The organism is Marinoscillum sp. HNIBRBA16962, from assembly GCF_057801515.1.
This window is the reverse complement of record NZ_CM173603.1, coordinates 3,459,127-3,476,324: the sequence shown is the minus strand read 5'-3', so window position 1 is coordinate 3,476,324 and position 17,198 is coordinate 3,459,127. Positions and strand designations below refer to the sequence as shown.

Sequence of the window (17,198 nt, the reverse complement as noted above, 5' to 3'; positions counted from 1 at the left end):
TGGTGTCAAGCTATTTCAGGACGGGACCGAGATGTAGCTCAACTTCGCAACCTGTAACCTCGCAACTCGAAACCCCCAAACTCATTAAACTCCACTTTCCTCACTTCACTACCAAAATACTCACCGGACCGGTCAGCCCTGCTTTCAGAAGTGGAAGACCCTCCAGCCGGTAGGGAGAAGTGGTCCGGGTGATCCGTTCGGCTTCCGGTAGGTCATGATCGCGGATCAACCGGTTTCTCCAGGTATTGGTCACCGCTATTTCCAGGGTATTTTCTCCTGTTTGTAGCCCATCCGTAATAGCTACCTGGTAGGGTGCGGTCCAGACAATACCACAAGGTTTGCCGTTTACTTTTACCTCAGCTATGTCATGAAGCTCATCAAATTTGAGGTAATATACCTTTCTATCCGCTGGCTCAAAATCAAAAGTGGTCGTGTATATGGCTGTCCCCGAGTAGTATTTAATTCCGGGGTCTTCGCTCTTGGTCCAGCTTTGGAGAGAATTCCACGTTACCGGTTCCTCTGGCCCACCAAACTCAGGATCAAATGTTATAGTCCAGGATGACTCAAGTGTTTTTTCTGATCTGAACTCCTGCCAGTTGGATCCTTTGCAGGATTGTTTATCCGTTTCCTTTTCCAGGATGACAAACAGGGAACCATTCGGCGCTAAGCGTACAGGTAATTCCGTTCGGGTTCCATTGATTGTCCAGCTTTCAGCCTGTATTTTCCTGTTGGTAACAGGGTCATAAAGTTCTGGCACTTTACCCGTTACTCTTAGCGAAAGTTCCAGGATACGATCCGTTTCGCTTTGGTTAGAAATGAAGTAGATATCTTTCTGTTCACTTCTGCGATGGGTCCAGGCAATGTCTTTGGCTTTCCGGCTATTTTCAAATGCCTGAAAATCAGGCTTGATGTCCAGCCCTTCAAAAGAATCAGCCGTAACAGGTGTTTTGATCACCTTTCCTTTGCCTACAGGCTTTGCGTAAAATCCATCCTGAAGCTCAAATGAATCTCCCCAAAGTTCATCGGCCAGCCGATCGAATTCCTGATCAGCCGAATCCAGCCCCGGTGTGTGCATTGGTTTTTCACTGATCAGTAAGGTGGCTCCGTTTTTCACCATGGTTGCTAGCTTTTCCAGGACCTCTTTAGACACGTACTCCGGGTTAGGATCCATTCTGCGGCTTTTCGGGAGGATGAGCAGCCGGTAGTTCATGCCTGTTTTGAGCTGAATATTCCCACCTTCAACAGATGTCAGCTCCAGCAACGCATCTTTATTAAAAGAGTCGTATTTGTAGCCGTTCAAAGGGTCCAGCCAGTCTTCCGGATCGGCCATGCTGGCAGAGTGATTCACACCTTTTGGAAGCTCCCTTTGCAGCTGACCTTCATTGATCAGTCTGGAGCGTTCACGCTCTACCGTTTCTTTCCCGAAAATACCCGGGAGTGTCTCTACGAGGCGATCGGGGAGGATGGACCTTCTGGGCAGACCTTCGCCGGTAAAGACTGCTATGTCCACAACCGGTTTGCCTTCCTGCAAAAGTCGTTGACACCTTTCGGTATATGCTACAAAGGCCTTTCCGGGTTTCCACCAGGTCTGATCTCTTTGGAAATAGAGTCCTACACTGCTCAGGGTCATGCCTGGCTGTCTGTCCAGCCATGGATTGTGAGCGAAAACATGGAAAAACAGCCGGTTAAAACCCAACGCGTAATTTCTGTCCAGCAGTGGTTTAAGCATTCCCGGATGTTCATCCCAGGCCATGCGCAGTTCGGTAAATCCTTCAGCCTGAATGATGTTTTTCCCATAAACGTGGGCTCCGGATATGGCATCCAGCATGTCATTGGGTTTGTCATGGGTAGGGCTTCTCAGCCAAAATTCACCCATGGGCAGATCAACCGACTGATAGTGTTCCATACCATCGCTTAGCATGGTAGGAGCGACGCTCTCCGCACTGAATAAAACGCCGTTTTCATGTGCACGCTTCTTCATGATCCCATAAAAGTTATCAACCATCATTTCTGTAATCGTTTGACGGATGTCATAAAGAAACTTTTCAGAAAACTCAGCGCTTTTGATGGGATAGCCGGTCATTGCCGGAAGGTAGGGAAGGGGATCGTACCCTCTTCTCTTTCTGAATTCTTCCCGAAAAACAGGGGACCAGTTTTGGCTGCCGCATTCCCAGCTGTCTACATGGAAGGCTGTCAGAACTTCTTCAGAGAGCTCCGGCCCCATTTTTTCAATAACCTGTCCGTACCACTTGTCAAACTGCAGGTTGATGGCCTGGGGGTTGAACTTGTCACACTCCAGACCCAATCCGCCACCCCCGGTATAGTTGGTATGCCCGGTAGAGGTGTGCCCTATTCTGAGCACCGTCCAGTCTCCATCAGGTGCGTTCCAGTTGAGCAATCCGGAGGTATCCATTTGGTCAGTAAGATCTATCAGGTTTTCCGGGTCGATGCATGCGGAGCGGGCCAGCTGCTGTTCTGTCGTCCTGGGGCTGATCCGCCAGACCTCCCCGGTTTTACCCTCAAACTGATGGATTTTCGGCAGACTGGACATTTCCAGACCGGCAATTTTAAGGCGGGGGCTCCACTTTGCAGCGTCCAGGTCCTCAGCCCCCGGTTCTGTTCCTTCTTTTGACCATCGAAATCTGAAATATCGTGCAGTCGTTTTTGGAATGGCATAGGTCACCTGGGCATCCGTATCCTGCCATCCGTGGCGAGGGGGTACCATCTGGTGGACCGAGTCAAAGTGAATGCCGTCCTGACTTGATTGTACCAATAAGCGGTGCGACTGGTAGTTGTTGCCTTTGGTGATCACCCGGATGCTCTGACAGGTAAAGGGTTCACTAAATTCATACTGGAACCAACAATCCTCGTTGCATCGAAATTGCTCTTCATTTCCTGGGATAACCAAATAATCAGCATTATCTCCTGTGCTGGTGGTAATAGTCGGCCTGGTGGCGTAGGTGGATGTCGCGATTTCCTTTGTAGGAAAGGCGAATACGGCAATGTCTTTATAGTATCCCTGGTAGCCTTCGGGTCGCAGCAATTTCAAATCCACTTTGCGCCCACCTTTTATGTGCATTTCTTTCCAGACTATTTTTTGCATGGAAAGTTCAGGAGTGATCCATGGGCCGCCGGCCAGGGCAAACCCATCGCTGGCATGCATCCCCAGTTGGAGTCCCAGCCTTTTGGCTTCTTCCATGGCAAACCGGACCATTTCCCACCATTCAGATGATAATTGTACAATCGGAGGATTGATAAGAGGAGGGTCTTCAGGTCCTTGAATGGGCATGAGATAAGCTCCGCCTATTCCGGCTTCTTTCATGGCTTCCAGGTCAGCAGTGATACCTTCCTTGCTTGCGCTTGCTTTCATCCAGTACCAAAACACCCAGGACTTTTCAGGGTGATTAGGCATCTTCACCGTCTCAGGTGGTTGGCAGGCCAGTAGAAATAAGAGGAGAATGGTAAATGATTTTTTCACGGCTAGGAATTTGTCTTTACGTTCAGGAAAACATCTCCTGCTGATTGAAGCAGATTAAAATTTCAGCGAACATCTGCGTTATCTGCGGGAGTTAGGTTGATCACTTATACAAAGGTCCATAATTGACACAAGCCCGGTAATCAGCTCCTTCAGGGTCCATACCAAAAGAAGCCCAGTCCTTTGGCCGGAAAGGTTCCGACTCTACGTTATGCATATTGACCGGGATCCTGAGCATAGAGCAAAGCGTGATCAATTCCTTGCCATAATGTCCGTAGCTGAATGCGCCATGATTAGCGCCCCAGTTAGCCATTACCGAATAAACGTTTTTAAAAGCCCCTTCACCTGTTGTTCTCGGTACAAACCAGGTGGTTGGCCAGGTAGGATTCGTTCGTTGGTCCAGGGCATTGTGAACCTCTTTAGGCAGATCCACTGTCCAGCCTTCAGCAATTTGCATGACAGGTCCGAGTCCTTTCACCAGATTGAGCCGGCACATCGTTACGGGCATTCCGCCTCTGGTCACAAAGTGTGAAGAAAACCCGCCGCCCGGAAAGTAATCTACCGCCGGAGGCCAGTCGGTGGCATCCAGGCATTTCTTTGCTTCAGCATCACTGATCTCCCAGAAAGGCTTCATTGCCGGATTTCCATTTACGGATTGCTCGCCACTGCCATCCAGTGCAGACGACCCGGAGTTGATCAGGTGAATGATGCCCTCTTTTGCCAGCCCTTCAAGCCGGTGGCCGGTAACCCTTTTGACAGAAGCCGGACTCCAATAAGTGCGTACATCTGAAAAGATCTGGGCCTGATTGGTAATTAGATAACCGAAAAGCATGGATACGCCATTCAGGGAGTCGTTTTCGGTAGCCATCATCATTGGAGGACGTTTACCGTTCCAGTCAAATGAGCTATTCAGGATGGCTTCCATAAAGTCGCCATTGGCCATGTAGTCAGTCCATTGTCGCTGGCCCTGAAATCCTGCGGCAATGGCATTGAACCCCAGCGCTTCTTCACCAAAACCCTTCTTTGCCAGCGCTTCATTCCCAACCATCAGGTCTTGACAGATCATGGCCATTTTTACCACCGTTTCCCATTCTTTGTCCAGCTGTTCCCGTGATTTGTTGTGAGGGTTGTAGTTGGTATTTTCTTTGCAGTTTTCTTTTGTCCATTTCAGCGCAGCACCAAATTCTTTTTCATCAAAAATGCCTTTTCCGATCCTGCGATTGATCTCAGACATGTCTACGTATTCATTTCGCATGCCCAGGTATTCCTGAAAGAAGTCTTCTTTTACTACGGATCCTGCAATCCCCATAGACACGGCTCCAATGGACAGGTAAGACTTACCCCGCATGGTAGCTAAGGCTATTCCGGCTTTGGAAAACTGCAGAAGCTTTTCTTCAACCTCTGTGGGGATGGGGTCGTCTACAGAGTCCTGTACATCTTCTCCGTAAATGCTGAAGGCAGGAATTCCTTTTTGTGTGTGGCCCGCAAGAGCTGCAGCCAGGTAAACTGCTCCCGGCCTTTCTGTTCCGTTAAATCCCCAGATGGCTTTCGGCCGGGTAGGGTGCATATCGATGGTCTCCGTACCATAGCACCAGCATGGGGTCACCGTAATGGAGAGACCTACATCCTCCCGCTCGAATTTTGCTTCACATCCGGCCGCCTCAGCCACGCGTCCTATGGTGCCATCAGCAATGACACATTGCACGGGAGTTCCATCCAGGTATTTGAGTCTGGCTTCCAGAAGGTCCTTTACTTTATGAGCCATTTTCATTGTAGGCTCCTCCAGAGATTCTCTGATGCCGCCCAGTCGGCCGTCAATCACGGGTCTGATCCCGATTTTGGGAAGTTTTCCGCGTAGTTTATAGAATTGATTCATATGATTTGAAACTAGATGCTAGGGTACAATTCTAAGGGGAATAGCCCTTTTGACAATCCTTCCCCATCCTGTAATCAGGAGTTTTACTGATAATAAAAAAAGCCACCTCGGAAGAAGTAGCTTTTTCTCAAATCAAATTGAATAATCCTTGATCTTATAGTCTACCGATGACAGATATAGTAGTTGAGATGATGTTTCCTGCTAATGTTTGTCATCGCATTTTATGTGCCTGTATCCAAAAGGACCTGTCCTTAGCTAGCCTTAAATACTAATTCAAAATTTCCTAAGCCACCGACTCGACTTCCGGATTCTACAGTGTTGAAAGTGATAGTAAGCGTAGTATTATCAGAGGATAATGATGCACTTGCAGATCCAACCTCAACGTCTTCACCAGCGTCGGTCAACACAACATTACTAATAGTTCCTTCATCGCTTACATCAAAGCTTCCGCCGCTAGTAACATACGTGTCAATTCCTCCTCCGGATAAGCCGAACGTGATTGTAGAGCTTCCACTAATGTTAATAGCGATATCAGCAATAGTAATTCCATCAGCATCGGTAGATGAGTTTGTAGCATCTATCGTCCAGGTACTTTCTGTAAGGGCTTTAATGTCCTTTTCTCCTTCTGTTTTTCCACCACCATTATCTTTACCACATCCCATAAAAATGACAAGAGATGCAAATACTAAGAGTGCGATTAGCGTATTAATTTTTTTCATTTTACTAAGAGTTAGTTTGTAACGTTCGATTCTTTTCAATTCCAATCTTGTTTTCAAATCTATCTTTATCAATTATTCAAACCATCCTGTGCTTTCATGTCTGATAGCCCTCCTTTTTTTACTTCTTTTGTTTTAGTGACCGGTTAATACCTCATTTAAATGAGGCTAGCCGGAGAGCTTTTTTTTCAGCGCATTATTTAACCACATGTTTGTAAAAAAATACTTTGAAGAGTTTTCGGTAGGAGAAGTAAGGGAAACCATTGGACGAACCATTACAGAGTCTGACATTGTCCTGCATGCGGGGCAAACCGGGGATTTTTTTCCACATCACATGGATGCCGAATGGTGCAAAACCCAACCCTTTAAGGAGCGTATCGCGCATGGTACATTGATCTTTAGTGTAGCTGTTGGGATGACAGCTGATTTTATCAACGAAGTGGCCATGACTTATGGGTACGAACGGCTCAGGTTTACCAAACCGGTTTTTATAGGAGACACCATTAAAGTAAAGGTGATCATTAAAGATATGAAGGACCACAAAAAGCCATCTTATGGCCTTGTGACGGAGCTTGTAAAGGTTTTTAACCAAAAAGATGAGCTGGTAATGGTATGTGAGCACCTTCTTTTGACGGAGAAAAAGGAGGCAAATGGCTGAGATAATATTAAAAGGGATAACCTGGGGACACAGTCGCGGGATAACGCCACTCCAAGCATATGCCCAGCGATTTAACGAGAAGTATCCGGAAGTGACCGTCACCTGGAGAAAACGGACTTTGCAGGAATTCGCTGATTACCCAATTGAGAAGCTTGTGGATGACTATGACCTGGTGATCATTGACCATCCGTGGGTTGGGTGTGCGGCTGCTACTAACTGTGTTTTACCTTTGGATCAATACCTGTCAAAGGAATACCTGGCTGACCAGGAGCAAAACTCGGTGGGTTACTCACATCAGAGCTACAACTATGGAGGTCATCAGTGGGCATTGGCGGTAGATGCAGCTACACCGGTGGCGAGTTATCGTAAAGATCTGCTCGAGAAAAATGGTGCCCAGGTTCCGGAAACCTGGGAAGAGGTGTTGGAACTGGCTAAAAAAGGTAAAGTGGCTGCCCCGGCTATTCCCATCGATCTGTTGATGAACTTTTATGCTTTTTGTCTGGCACATGGGAGTGAGCCTTTTCAGTCAAAAGAAGAAGTGATTGATCAGGAAACTGGTTTGAAGGCGCTGGATACCATGAAAGAGTTTTATTCTTTACTGGAACAGGAGATGTTTTCGCGCAACCCCATAGCCGTAGCTGAGCTGATGAGTACTTCCAGTGATTACTGGTACTGCCCTTTCGCTTATGGCTACTCCAACTATTCACGTGTTGGCTATGCACCTTATTTGCTGCATTATACCGGATTGGTGTCTTTTAAGGGAAAAACATTACGAAGTACTCTTGGCGGGACAGGCCTGGCTGTATCAGAAAGAAGTCAACATAAAAAATGGGCAGTCAGGTTTGTGGAAGAAGTGGTTTCTTCTACGATCCAATCTACATTTTATACAGAGCACGGCGGTCAGCCGGGACATCTGAAAGCCTGGATCAGCGAGTCTAACAACCGGCTTACACATGATTTTTTCAGGAGTACGCTACAGACTTTAGAGGATGCTTACGTCCGTCCGAGGTACAATCGTTACCTCCACTTTCAGGATCACGCGGGTGATCCGATCCGGGAGTATTTAAAAGACGGTGGAGACCCTAAAGAGGTATTGCAGCGAGTCAATAAGATTTATCAGGAAAGCCTAAGCACATGAGCCAGCTTCCACTTGAAGGATTGACGGTATTGGAGTTTTGTCAGTACTTATCCGGCCCCTCGGCTGGCCTGAGACTGGCAGATCTGGGTGCCCGCGTGATCAAGATTGAGTCACCAAAAGGGGATGCGTGTCGGAAGTTGGCTATAGAAGATCTGTGGGCGGATAGTAATACCTCATTGCTATTTCACACGATCAACCGGAATAAGGAGAGTTTCTCAGCTGATCTGAAGGCCCCGGAAGTGATAGAGAAGGTGAAGAAACTCATTGCACAGTCTGATGTGATGATCCACAACTTTCGTCCGGGGGTGATGACAAAACTTGGCCTGGGTTATGACCAGGTGAAGGAAGTAAATAGCCGGATCATCTATGCAGAGATCACGGGTTATGGAGCTGAGGGACCATGGAGCAAAAAGCCTGGTCAGGACCTGCTGGTACAGGCAAAGAGTGGACTTATGTACACTTCAGGAAATGAAGCAGATCCTCCTGTTCCATTTGGTTTGGCTATCGGGGATATCATTTGCGGAGCGCAGTTGGTTCAGGGTGTTTTAGCAGCTCTGATTCGCATGAAAAAAACGGGAAAGGGCGCTAAACTGGAGCTGTCATTGCTGGAATCCCTTCTGGATTTTCAGTTTGAACTGCTCACCACGTATTACCAAAGTGGTCAGCTACCAAAGCGATCAAAGACGAACAATGGTCATTCGCTACTTGGGGCGCCTTATGGTTTACATCAAACGCAGGACGGATACATTGCCATCGCCATGGTGCCGCTTACCAGGTTGGCAGATGCTATAGGATGTGATGAACTGAAAAAATATGGTCAGGTAGATGCTTTCAAAAAAAGAGATGAGATCAAGCATATCCTGGCTAAACATTTGATCAGGAAGCAAACCCAATTTTGGCTGGATAGTATGCAGAAAGCGGACCTGTGGGCTATTGAAGTGCTGGATTGGCAGAAAATGGTCAATCAAAATGGCTATAAACAGCTCCAAATGGAGCAGAGAATTGCCAGTGATCGTGAGCTATATACCACAAGATGTCCCATTCGTATTAACCGCCGGAAGATATACGGGCAAAAGCCGGCACCTGATCTGGGAGCTGACAATGAAAGTATAGAAAAAGAATTTGGGTTGGCATGAAGCTTTTGGAAGACATATTAGTCATTGACTTTAGCCAGTTTTTGTCGGGCCCTTCGGCGAGTTTACGACTGGCAGACCTGGGAGCACGGGTGATAAAGGTTGAAAAACCGGGGACCGGAGATATCTGTCGTCAGCTTTATGTTTCTGATGTTCGTATCGATGATGAGTCTACCATTTTCCATGCCATCAACCGAAATAAGGAAAGCTATGAAGCGGACCTGAAGAATGAGCAAGACCTGATCAAGGTAAGGAAATTGCTGAGTAAAGCGGATGTGTTGCTGCATAATTTTCGGCCGGGTGTGATGAAACGTTTGGGGCTTGATCATGATTCTGTGAAAAAGATTAATCCGTCCATCGTTTATGCAGAGATCAGTGGATATGGTGATGAGGGAGAGTGGAGTGAATTGCCCGGGCAGGATCTGTTGCTTCAGGCGCTCACAGGATTGCCTTATTTAAATAATGATGCCACTAAACCACCAACACCCATGGGCGTGGCAGTAGTGGATATTTTAGCAGGTACACATGTGGCTCAGGGCATTCTGGCTACATTGTATCAGAGGTTAAGCTCCGGTGAAGGAGCTTTGGTGCAGGTAAGCATGCTTGAGAGTGCCCTGGATTTTCAGTTTGAAGTGCTGACCTGCTTCCTCAATGATGGCCGACAACTCCCGCAAAGAAGTAACGAAAATCATGCACACTGCTATGTAGGTGCGCCATACGGAGTTTACAAAACTTCAGATGGATACCTGGCTCTGGCCATGGGAAATATTCCTGACCTGGGGGAATTACTCGAGTGTGAGCCACTGAAAGCATATACTGATCCTGCCAGGTGGTTTGTACAACGGGATGAAATTAAGCTGGACCTTGCCAGACATCTGTCCACAGAAACCACAACACATTGGCTGAGTTTGCTTGAACCTGCAGACATCTGGTGTGCCGAAGTGTTTAATTATGAGCAACTCCTTGCACAGGAGGGTTACCAGGCGCTGGATATGGAGCTCATCGTGAAGACTACTTCCGGGAGTGAAGTGAAAACCACCAGGTGCCCGATCAGGGTAGATGGTGAGTTGCTGACCTCACCTGTTGGAGCGCCGGAGCTTGGGTTTCATACGGTTAGTATTGATCAGGAATTTGGAAATTAAACTACCGGAAGGATGAATATTATCGATACACACATTCACATTTGGGACCTGGAAAATATCAGTTACAAGTGGCTTGAGGGTGATGAAACGATCCTGAATCGCACTTATCACTTCAGGGAAATAGAAGAAGACCGAAAACAGGTAGGAGTAACGGCGGGCGTATTGGTGCAGGCCGAAAACCATTTTGAAGATACGGACTGGATGCTTCTCAACGCAGAAAAGACTGACTGGATCAAAGGGGTGGTAGGATGGGTGCCTCTGATCAGCCCTGAAGCTACTGAGCAGGCACTGAATAAATATCTGGATAATCCCTATTTCAAAGGAGTCAGGCATTTGATCCATGATGAGAAAGATCCAAAATGGCTTCTGCAGGACACGGTGCTGGAAAGCCTTAAGATCCTGGCTGAAAGAGGGGTGCCTTACGATGTGGTAGGTGTTTTGCCGGAGCACATCGAAACGGCGTTAACAGTTGCTGAAAAGGTACCTGAGCTAAACATGGTCTTTGATCACCTCAACCAGCCACCTGTTTCTACTAAAAAACAGTTTGGACGGTGGGGAGAGTTGATGCTGGAAGCGGCAGGACATGCCAGGTTTCATCAGAAAATTTCCGGGCAGGGAACTGCATCCGGCAATTTTCAGGAATGGACTAAAGAAGACCTGAAACCATACATTGAGTTTGTACTGGAGCATTTCGGGGTGGACAGGAGCTTCTGTGGCGGAGACTGGCCCGTGTCTTTGCTAGCCGGTGACTATGTAAAAACCTGGACAGCTTACAAAGAACTGCTTTCGGAGATCCTAAGTGAAGAAGAACAGAAAAAGGTCCTTTTCTCCAGTGCCAACAAGTTTTATAATCTCAACTTATGAACGTAATAAGCGGAGTGCTTTTTCATGCGGTTGGTGCTTCGGCGGCTTCCCTGTGTTATACCCCTCAAAAGAAGGTGGTTCAATGGTCCTGGCAAACTTACTGGCTGGCTCAGGCACTGGTTTGCTGGCTTTTATTGCCCTTGATAGGTGCCTATCTTACTATACCTGAACTGCTAACCGTACTACGGGAAGCGCCAGCTGATGCCATGTGGATGTCTTTTGGGTTAGGGGTAGTGTATGGCATAGGAGGAACTGCATTTGGCCTGGCCATTCGACATATCGGCTTCTCTTTGACGTATGCCATTGCTATAGGCATCTCGTGCGTATTAGGTACCCTACTGCCTCCGTGGGTGAGGGGAGAACTGATGACCGTACTCAGCAAGCCAGGTTCGGAATATATAATCGGTGGAATGCTGCTAGGTGTGGCAGGGATTGGGTTTTGTGGGGTGGCAGGCCGTTTCAAAGAAATGGACCTGGAACAGAAAACCAGCCCTTCAGGTAGTAACTTTTCTTTGACAAAAGGACTTGTCCTGGCGATAGGTGCCGGGATCCTTTCAGCTTTATACGGCTTTTCCCTGGATCAGGGTCAACCCATTGCCGATGTGGCAGCAAAGTATGGTGCAGGCCATTATCAGGGCAACGTGATCTATATTTTTTCAAACACGGGAGCCTTTTTATTCAGCCTGATTTATTGCCTGTATTTGCATCAAAAAGAAGGGACATTTAAAGAGTACCTGGCTAAAAACAATGGCCGTACGCGCCCCCTGACCTTCAATTATTTACTTTCGGCATTGACAGGGTTACTGTGGTATTCACAGTTTTTCTTTTATGGGTTAGGGCATACCCGCATGGGAGACTATAAGTTTAGCAGCTGGGCCATTCATATGATCATGTTGGTATTGTTTAGTTCATTGGCCGGTTTACTGCTAAAAGAGTGGGTGGGAAGCAGCAGGAAAACAATAGGAGCGCTGATCCTGGCATTAGTTGTATTGGTTGTGGCCGTAGTGGTGTTGACCATTGGCAACGCTTACGGTAGATAACTCATGGAGAAATTTGGAATCAAATTACCCGCAAAGAAACTTCCGATATTCATCATCGGGGCAGGAGGGATCGTACGTGATGCTCACCAGCCTGCCTATCAGCTGGCCGGATTTGAAGTAGCTGGTATATATGATTTGCAGCATCATAAGGCAGTGGATCTTGCTGAAAGCTTTTCAATCTCTGAAGTTTATGATACTCAGGATTCTTTAGTACAGGCCGGTGGTAAAAAGTGCGTGTTCGATATAGCTGTGCCTGGTCATGAGGTTTTGAACGTTCTGGGACAGTTACCGGATGGAGCTAATGTCCTAATCCAAAAGCCTATGGGCGAAAACCTGGCAGAGGCAACTAAAATCCTGGAGTTATGCAGGCAGAAGCAATTGAATGCGGGAATCAATTTCCAGCTGCGATATGCACCTTTTATCAGTGCGGCCAGGAAAATGATCGGACAGGGGGAAATAGGGGAATTGGTGGATATAGAAGTGAATGTCAACGTGTATACCCCATGGCAGCTGTGGGATTTTTTATTTACAGCTCCTCGGGTCGAGATCCTCTACCACAGCATTCACTATTTGGATTTGATCCGTTCTTTTTTGGGTAATCCGGGGAGCATTTATGCTAAGACAGTTAAACACCCGAAAATGGATGCTCTGGCCTCAGTAAGGACCTCCATGATCCTGGATTACGGAGATATGATCAGGGCTAATATCCTGACCAACCATGCGCATGATTTCGGTATACAGAACCAGCATTCGTACATTAAGCTGGAAGGAACCAGAGGAGCCATTAAGATGAGTCTGGGGGTCCTGATGAATTACCCTAAGGGCGTACCTGACACTTTTGAGTATGTGATTTTAAAAGAAGGAGAAGAACCAAAATGGAAGACTAAAGAGGTTGAAGGTTCCTGGTTTCCACATGCATTTATTGGGTCCATGTCTGAAATCATGCGCACAGCAACGGGCGAAACAGATCACCCAGATAACGCTGTGGAAGATTGCATCCATACCATGGAGTGGGTGGAGGCTGCCTACAGATCGAGTGAGGAAGGTGGAGTGGAGCGTTTGGAGTAATAAGATCCGTTCTTCCTGGTTCCTTATTATTCCTTTTTATTGTTTAGTCAACAAAGGTTTCCTTAATTATTCGCTGACCAGAACTATGCGGTATTGATTTAGCTCCATTCGTCAAGGTTCTCATCTTGAAATACTTCATCTATCAGGAGGTTGTCGTCTCCATTTTCAGACATCTTTTTAAAAGCGTCATTCCATCCTTTTCTGGATTGCTTTATTGGCTTAAGAATGATTTTATCCTCGTCAAGTATGAGTTCCACTTTATCAGTAAGGTGGTATTGTTCAAGAATTTTGTTTGCTTAACCTCAGCCCTTTGGAATTCCCTATTTTTATGATTGATGCTTCCATGTTACAACTATTTATGCAATTACAAGGTTATTACATTTTGAGCGATATCAAGAGAAAGTTAAAGACGAATACGAACTGGTAGAGGAGATATTAGTGCTCCGGATTATGATACACGGTTACTTGGCTGAGCAAGTTTTTGGAAATGTTGATATTTTATTGACCTACCGATCCAATGGCAACCAAACAGCCATATCAGCCTCTTCTCTGTTTGCCCAGGCAAAATAGGGGATCAGTTTCACCTCAACAGGTTTTGTACTTCGGCTTACTTCACGATACAGCTTATTTTCAGCAGAGCGCTCGACCAGCTTAGCCTCGCCTCTTAAGCTAACCAGCATAGTGTTGTCAATCGTAGTGGTTTCTGGTTCTAGCTCTATATCAGCCGGGATGATCACATCTGAGAGCTTTTGTCCTTCTTCTAAATCTACAGCTTCCAGGCAATAGACCAGCGGACCTCTTTGTATGGCCACCATGTTTTGGGTTTCTTCTACCAACGGACTGGCCTCTATAAGTGTGGCTGGCATATCCAGAACCAGACGGATGTTGTCCCCTTTTTTCCATTTTTCGGTCAACGAAAGATAAGAAGCTGACGGCGCAGGAGTGTTGATTTTTTCTCCATTTACATAGACTGTAGCTCCCTTGCACCAGTCAGGGATTCTGAAGTTGAGTGATTTTTTAGCAGTCGGAGCCTCGTTTACCTGGATTTTGATTTCACCATCCCACGGGTAATTGGTCGTCTGAGTCAGGCTAATGTTTTCATCACCCAGTGCGGTATTCAGACTGCTGCTACCATACATATTGAACCAGATCCCCTTGTCATTTTTACTGTAAAAGTAATTGGATACCTCAGCGATAGTTCTGATAGTATTAGGCGGACAGCAATTGGATAACGAGATGTATGCCTCTCTTACATTCGGCCATCTCAGCTGGAATGGCAGGTCTGTCCGGTGGCTCAGCGGGTTGGTGTAAAAGTATCCTTTCCCGTTGAGATTTGCTCCAGAGAGCACACTGTTGTAAAATGTTCGTTCCATGAGGTCTGCATACCTGCCTTCTCCTGTGGCTTGTAGCATGCGGTAGTTCCAAAGCACACTCCCAATGTTGGCGCAGGTCTCGTTATGGGCCGCTGCATTGGGAAGTTCATACTCACGGCCATAAGCCTGGTGGACCTGTTGTATCTCTGCAGGGTTGTAAGAAGTACCATTTGGTGAGACCCCGTCATACAGCGCACCACAGCCTCCGGTGATGTATAGCTTTGAGCTTACCAGGTTATCCCAGATCTTGTCCAGTGCTGCTTTGAGCGTTTCATCACCTGTTTCTGCGTAAACGTCCGCTACGCCAGCATATAGGTAGTTAGCTCTTACGGCATGTCCTACAGGTTTTTCCTGCTCACGAAATGATATGCGATCCTGATTATGGTCCGTGCCATCTTCTACCATGCTGCGGATGTCTATAAACCGCCTGGCAAGTTCCAGGTACTTTTTCTCTCCTGTAGTGCGGTACATTTCTATTGTTCCCATGTAGTGCGAAGGGCAGATGGCATTTTGAGCCATCTTTTCAGGGAATTTTTCAGTATATGTGTATAAATAGTCAGCAGCTTTCCTGGCAATTTCCAGGAGATCTGTTTTTCCGGTGGCCTTGTAATGGACAGTGGCTGCTGTCATCAGGTGTCCCATATTGTAGCTTTCAAAGTCCATGCGGTCACGAAATTCCACAGCAGTTTCAGGGTTGTTTCTTGCTTCGATCATCACAGGTGTGTGAATGTATCCGTCGGCTCGTTGTGAAGCTTTGATCAGGGGAATTACCTCATCGATCATCTGGCTGTACTTTTCATCACCTGAGAGTGCATAAGCCATACTGGCTGCCTCGATGAGTTTGTAAAAATCTCCGTCATGAAAAGGGGCGCCTTCATGCTTGCCATTAGCTTTCCCGGCGGCTATCTCAAAGTTGCGTACTGCATGGCTGATCTCTGGGTCATTGTAAATACTCCACATCTCAGGGATCATGGTTTCCATGCAGGTCTTCACACGTTCCTGCCAAAAGCCCTCGGTAAGTTTCACCTCATCAAAACCCACCGGTTTCAGCTGCGCAAAAGGACTTGCTGAGGTATTGACCAGGCTTTTATTGGCCGTCAGGGACTTTTTATCCAATGGCCTGGTATCATTGCCAGGTTCCTGTGCAGGTTGGCTGCAACTGATGACGATTACCAGGAGGCAGAATAATATTGTGCTTTTCATCTTTTTTAGAGGTTGTCCTGGGTGCCAATTTCATCATTTTTATTCGTAACGCGAACAGGAGATAGCAGGACACTTAATCGTAAGTTGTCCCGGATATTTACGATTGAACGCATTTAGGAATATGTTAACTAATCCTCAAATTTCAGGCTGCAAAACACCTATATTCCCTCTTTGAAGAGGGTGGAGGGAGATGTTTCATCTACAAATACCGTTTTGCAGGCTGTAAATTTTTGAATGTGTTTGCCCTGACTGTCACTGGTGAAAATGGATAGGATTACAGCAACATATTTAGTAGAGACACCTCACAATCTGCATGAAGCAGCTGCAGTGCTTGCCGGAGAGCAGTCCAGCGGCACATTTGTTTCTGTACCGGGGGAGACAGAAGAAATTAAGGAACGGTTTGCTGCACGGGTAGAGCAAGTAGAGGAAAAGGAGGTAGTGGATCAGCCCAGTATTCCTGGTGATCACCTAAGATCCGGGAAATATTACAGAGGACGAATTACGGTATCCTGGTCTGTGGAGAACTTTGAGGTAAATGTACCGGTCCTTATTTCCACACTCCAGGGAAATCTTTATGAACTGCGACAATTTACAGGACTGAAGCTTGATGATTTTGAGCTTCCCGATATTTACAAAGATCATTTTACCGGTCCGCAGTTTGGAGTGTCCGGAACCAAAGAGCTCGCTTCTGTTGATGCTGATCGTCCAATGATCGGTACCATTATCAAGCCCAGCATAGGGTTGACCCCTAATGAAACTGCAGCTATTGTAAAAGAACTTATAGAAGCGGGGATTGATTTCATTAAGGATGATGAATTGATGGGATCACCAGCCAACTCTTCTTTTTCGAAGCGGGTGAGTACTGTAATGCGAGTGATTAATGACTATGCGGATAAAACCGGGAAGAAGGTCATGTATGCCTTCAACATCACGGGAGATTATGACACCATGCAAGCCAATTATGATCGGGTGGTAAACGCAGGCGGCACCTGTGCGATGGTCAGCATCAATAGTGTAGGCTGGGCTGCGGTCAGAGATATTTGCAAACGTGGAGAGTTATCTATCCATGCGCACCGCAATGGCTGGGGTATGCTCAACAGACATCCTTATCTCGGAATTAACTTTCCGGCTTACAGTAAGCTCTGGTGGATGGCCGGGGTTGACCAGCTGCATGTTAATGGAATTCGCAATAAGTTTTGGGAGTCAGATGAATCTGTGGTGCGGTCTATTAAGTCCTGCCTGACACCATTCATCGGTGATCGGATCGTTTTGCCTGTAGTTTCCTCCGGACAATGGGGAGGTCAGGCTTTTGATACCTATAAGTATACACAAACCACCGACCTGCTCTACATGGCCGGTGGAGGTATTATGGCACATCCATCAGGACCAGCTGGAGGTGTAAGAGCGCTTAAGCAGGCGTGGGAAGGTGCAGTGAGTGGGTTGAGTTTGGAAGAAGCTGCCCGTAAATACAAGGAGTTTGGTGAATCAGTGGAAAAGTTTGGTAAGTGAAAA

General features: G+C 46.8%; 13 protein-coding genes. 8 read left to right on the top strand and 5 right to left on the bottom strand.

Annotation, left to right across the window (positions count from 1 at the left end; all coding sequences use genetic code 11):
* Positions 1-100 precede the first annotated feature (100 nt).
* From AC3E9V_RS14355 to AC3E9V_RS14345, 3 genes are all read right to left on the bottom strand, one after another.
* On the bottom strand, positions 101-3,478 hold the full coding sequence (locus tag AC3E9V_RS14355) for a glycosyl hydrolase (RefSeq protein ID WP_488748820.1): 3,378 nt from the start codon (positions 3,476-3,478) through the stop codon (positions 101-103).
* A gap of 100 nt (positions 3,479-3,578) precedes the next feature.
* The gene (locus tag AC3E9V_RS14350) at positions 3,579-5,351 is read right to left on the bottom strand and encodes an L-fucose isomerase (protein ID WP_488748819.1); all 1,773 of its coding nucleotides are present in this window, start codon (positions 5,349-5,351) and stop codon (positions 3,579-3,581) included.
* Between the two features lie 251 nt (positions 5,352-5,602).
* The gene (locus tag AC3E9V_RS14345) at positions 5,603-6,109 is read right to left on the bottom strand and encodes a hypothetical protein (RefSeq protein WP_488748818.1); all 507 of its coding nucleotides are present in this window, start codon (positions 6,107-6,109) and stop codon (positions 5,603-5,605) included.
* Positions 6,110-6,275: 166 nt separating this feature from the next.
* On the opposite strand from AC3E9V_RS14345, the gene AC3E9V_RS14340 reads away from it, so the two are divergent.
* Genes AC3E9V_RS14340 through AC3E9V_RS14310 form a run of 7 tightly spaced genes read left to right on the top strand, consistent with a single transcriptional unit; the run spans position 6,276 to position 13,110 of the window.
* Positions 6,276-6,725, top strand: a complete 450-nt coding sequence (locus tag AC3E9V_RS14340) for a MaoC family dehydratase (protein WP_488748817.1) — start codon at positions 6,276-6,278, stop codon at positions 6,723-6,725.
* Positions 6,718-7,863, top strand: a complete 1,146-nt coding sequence (locus AC3E9V_RS14335) for an ABC transporter substrate-binding protein (RefSeq protein ID WP_488748816.1) — start codon at positions 6,718-6,720, stop codon at positions 7,861-7,863. Before AC3E9V_RS14340 ends, AC3E9V_RS14335 begins: the two co-directional genes overlap by 8 nt.
* Entirely contained in the window at positions 7,860-8,999 is a 1,140-nt protein-coding gene (locus AC3E9V_RS14330) for a CaiB/BaiF CoA transferase family protein (RefSeq protein WP_488748815.1), read from the top strand. The genes AC3E9V_RS14335 and AC3E9V_RS14330 overlap by 4 nt, the downstream gene beginning before the upstream one ends.
* Positions 8,996-10,138 carry a CaiB/BaiF CoA transferase family protein gene (locus AC3E9V_RS14325; protein WP_488748814.1) on the top strand — a complete coding sequence of 381 codons (1,143 nt, stop codon included), beginning with the start codon at positions 8,996-8,998 and terminating at the stop codon, positions 10,136-10,138. The genes AC3E9V_RS14330 and AC3E9V_RS14325 overlap by 4 nt, the downstream gene beginning before the upstream one ends.
* 12 nt (positions 10,139-10,150) lie before the next feature.
* Positions 10,151-11,002 carry an amidohydrolase family protein gene (locus tag AC3E9V_RS14320; RefSeq protein WP_488748813.1) on the top strand — a complete coding sequence of 284 codons (852 nt, stop codon included), beginning with the start codon at positions 10,151-10,153 and terminating at the stop codon, positions 11,000-11,002.
* Positions 10,999-12,042 carry an L-rhamnose/proton symporter RhaT gene (locus tag AC3E9V_RS14315; RefSeq protein WP_488748812.1) on the top strand — a complete coding sequence of 348 codons (1,044 nt, stop codon included), beginning with the start codon at positions 10,999-11,001 and terminating at the stop codon, positions 12,040-12,042. The genes AC3E9V_RS14320 and AC3E9V_RS14315 overlap by 4 nt, the downstream gene beginning before the upstream one ends.
* Before the next feature lie 3 nt (positions 12,043-12,045).
* Entirely contained in the window at positions 12,046-13,110 is a 1,065-nt protein-coding gene (locus AC3E9V_RS14310) for a Gfo/Idh/MocA family protein (protein ID WP_488748811.1), read from the top strand.
* Positions 13,111-13,208: 98 nt separating this feature from the next.
* Here AC3E9V_RS14310 and AC3E9V_RS14305 read toward each other — a convergent pair whose 3' ends face one another.
* Both AC3E9V_RS14305 and AC3E9V_RS14300 read right to left on the bottom strand, forming a co-directional pair.
* The gene (locus AC3E9V_RS14305) at positions 13,209-13,367 is read right to left on the bottom strand and encodes a hypothetical protein (RefSeq protein ID WP_488748810.1); all 159 of its coding nucleotides are present in this window, start codon (positions 13,365-13,367) and stop codon (positions 13,209-13,211) included.
* Positions 13,368-13,616: 249 nt separating this feature from the next.
* Positions 13,617-15,686, bottom strand: a complete 2,070-nt coding sequence (locus AC3E9V_RS14300; protein WP_488748809.1) for an aceric acid hydrolase — start codon at positions 15,684-15,686, stop codon at positions 13,617-13,619.
* 264 nt (positions 15,687-15,950) lie between these two features.
* On the opposite strand from AC3E9V_RS14300, the gene AC3E9V_RS14295 reads away from it, so the two are divergent.
* Complete coding sequence (locus tag AC3E9V_RS14295; RefSeq protein ID WP_488748808.1) at positions 15,951-17,195, top strand: ribulose-bisphosphate carboxylase large subunit family protein; 1,245 nt, start codon at positions 15,951-15,953, stop codon at positions 17,193-17,195.
* Positions 17,196-17,198: the final 3 nt, after the last annotated feature.

Coding starts and splice junctions, on each gene's coding strand:
- AC3E9V_RS14350 (WP_488748819.1), bottom strand. CDS start 5,351: ATGAATCAATTCTATAAACTACGCGGAAAACTTCCCAAAATCGGGATC.
- AC3E9V_RS14340 (WP_488748817.1), top strand. CDS start 6,276: ATGTTTGTAAAAAAATACTTTGAAGAGTTTTCGGTAGGAGAAGTAAGG.
- AC3E9V_RS14335 (WP_488748816.1), top strand. CDS start 6,718: ATGGCTGAGATAATATTAAAAGGGATAACCTGGGGACACAGTCGCGGG.
- AC3E9V_RS14330 (WP_488748815.1), top strand. CDS start 7,860: ATGAGCCAGCTTCCACTTGAAGGATTGACGGTATTGGAGTTTTGTCAG.
- AC3E9V_RS14325 (WP_488748814.1), top strand. CDS start 8,996: ATGAAGCTTTTGGAAGACATATTAGTCATTGACTTTAGCCAGTTTTTG.
- AC3E9V_RS14320 (WP_488748813.1), top strand. CDS start 10,151: ATGAATATTATCGATACACACATTCACATTTGGGACCTGGAAAATATC.
- AC3E9V_RS14315 (WP_488748812.1), top strand. CDS start 10,999: ATGAACGTAATAAGCGGAGTGCTTTTTCATGCGGTTGGTGCTTCGGCG.
- AC3E9V_RS14310 (WP_488748811.1), top strand. CDS start 12,046: ATGGAGAAATTTGGAATCAAATTACCCGCAAAGAAACTTCCGATATTC.
- AC3E9V_RS14300 (WP_488748809.1), bottom strand. CDS start 15,686: ATGAAAAGCACAATATTATTCTGCCTCCTGGTAATCGTCATCAGTTGC.
- AC3E9V_RS14295 (WP_488748808.1), top strand. CDS start 15,951: ATGGATAGGATTACAGCAACATATTTAGTAGAGACACCTCACAATCTG.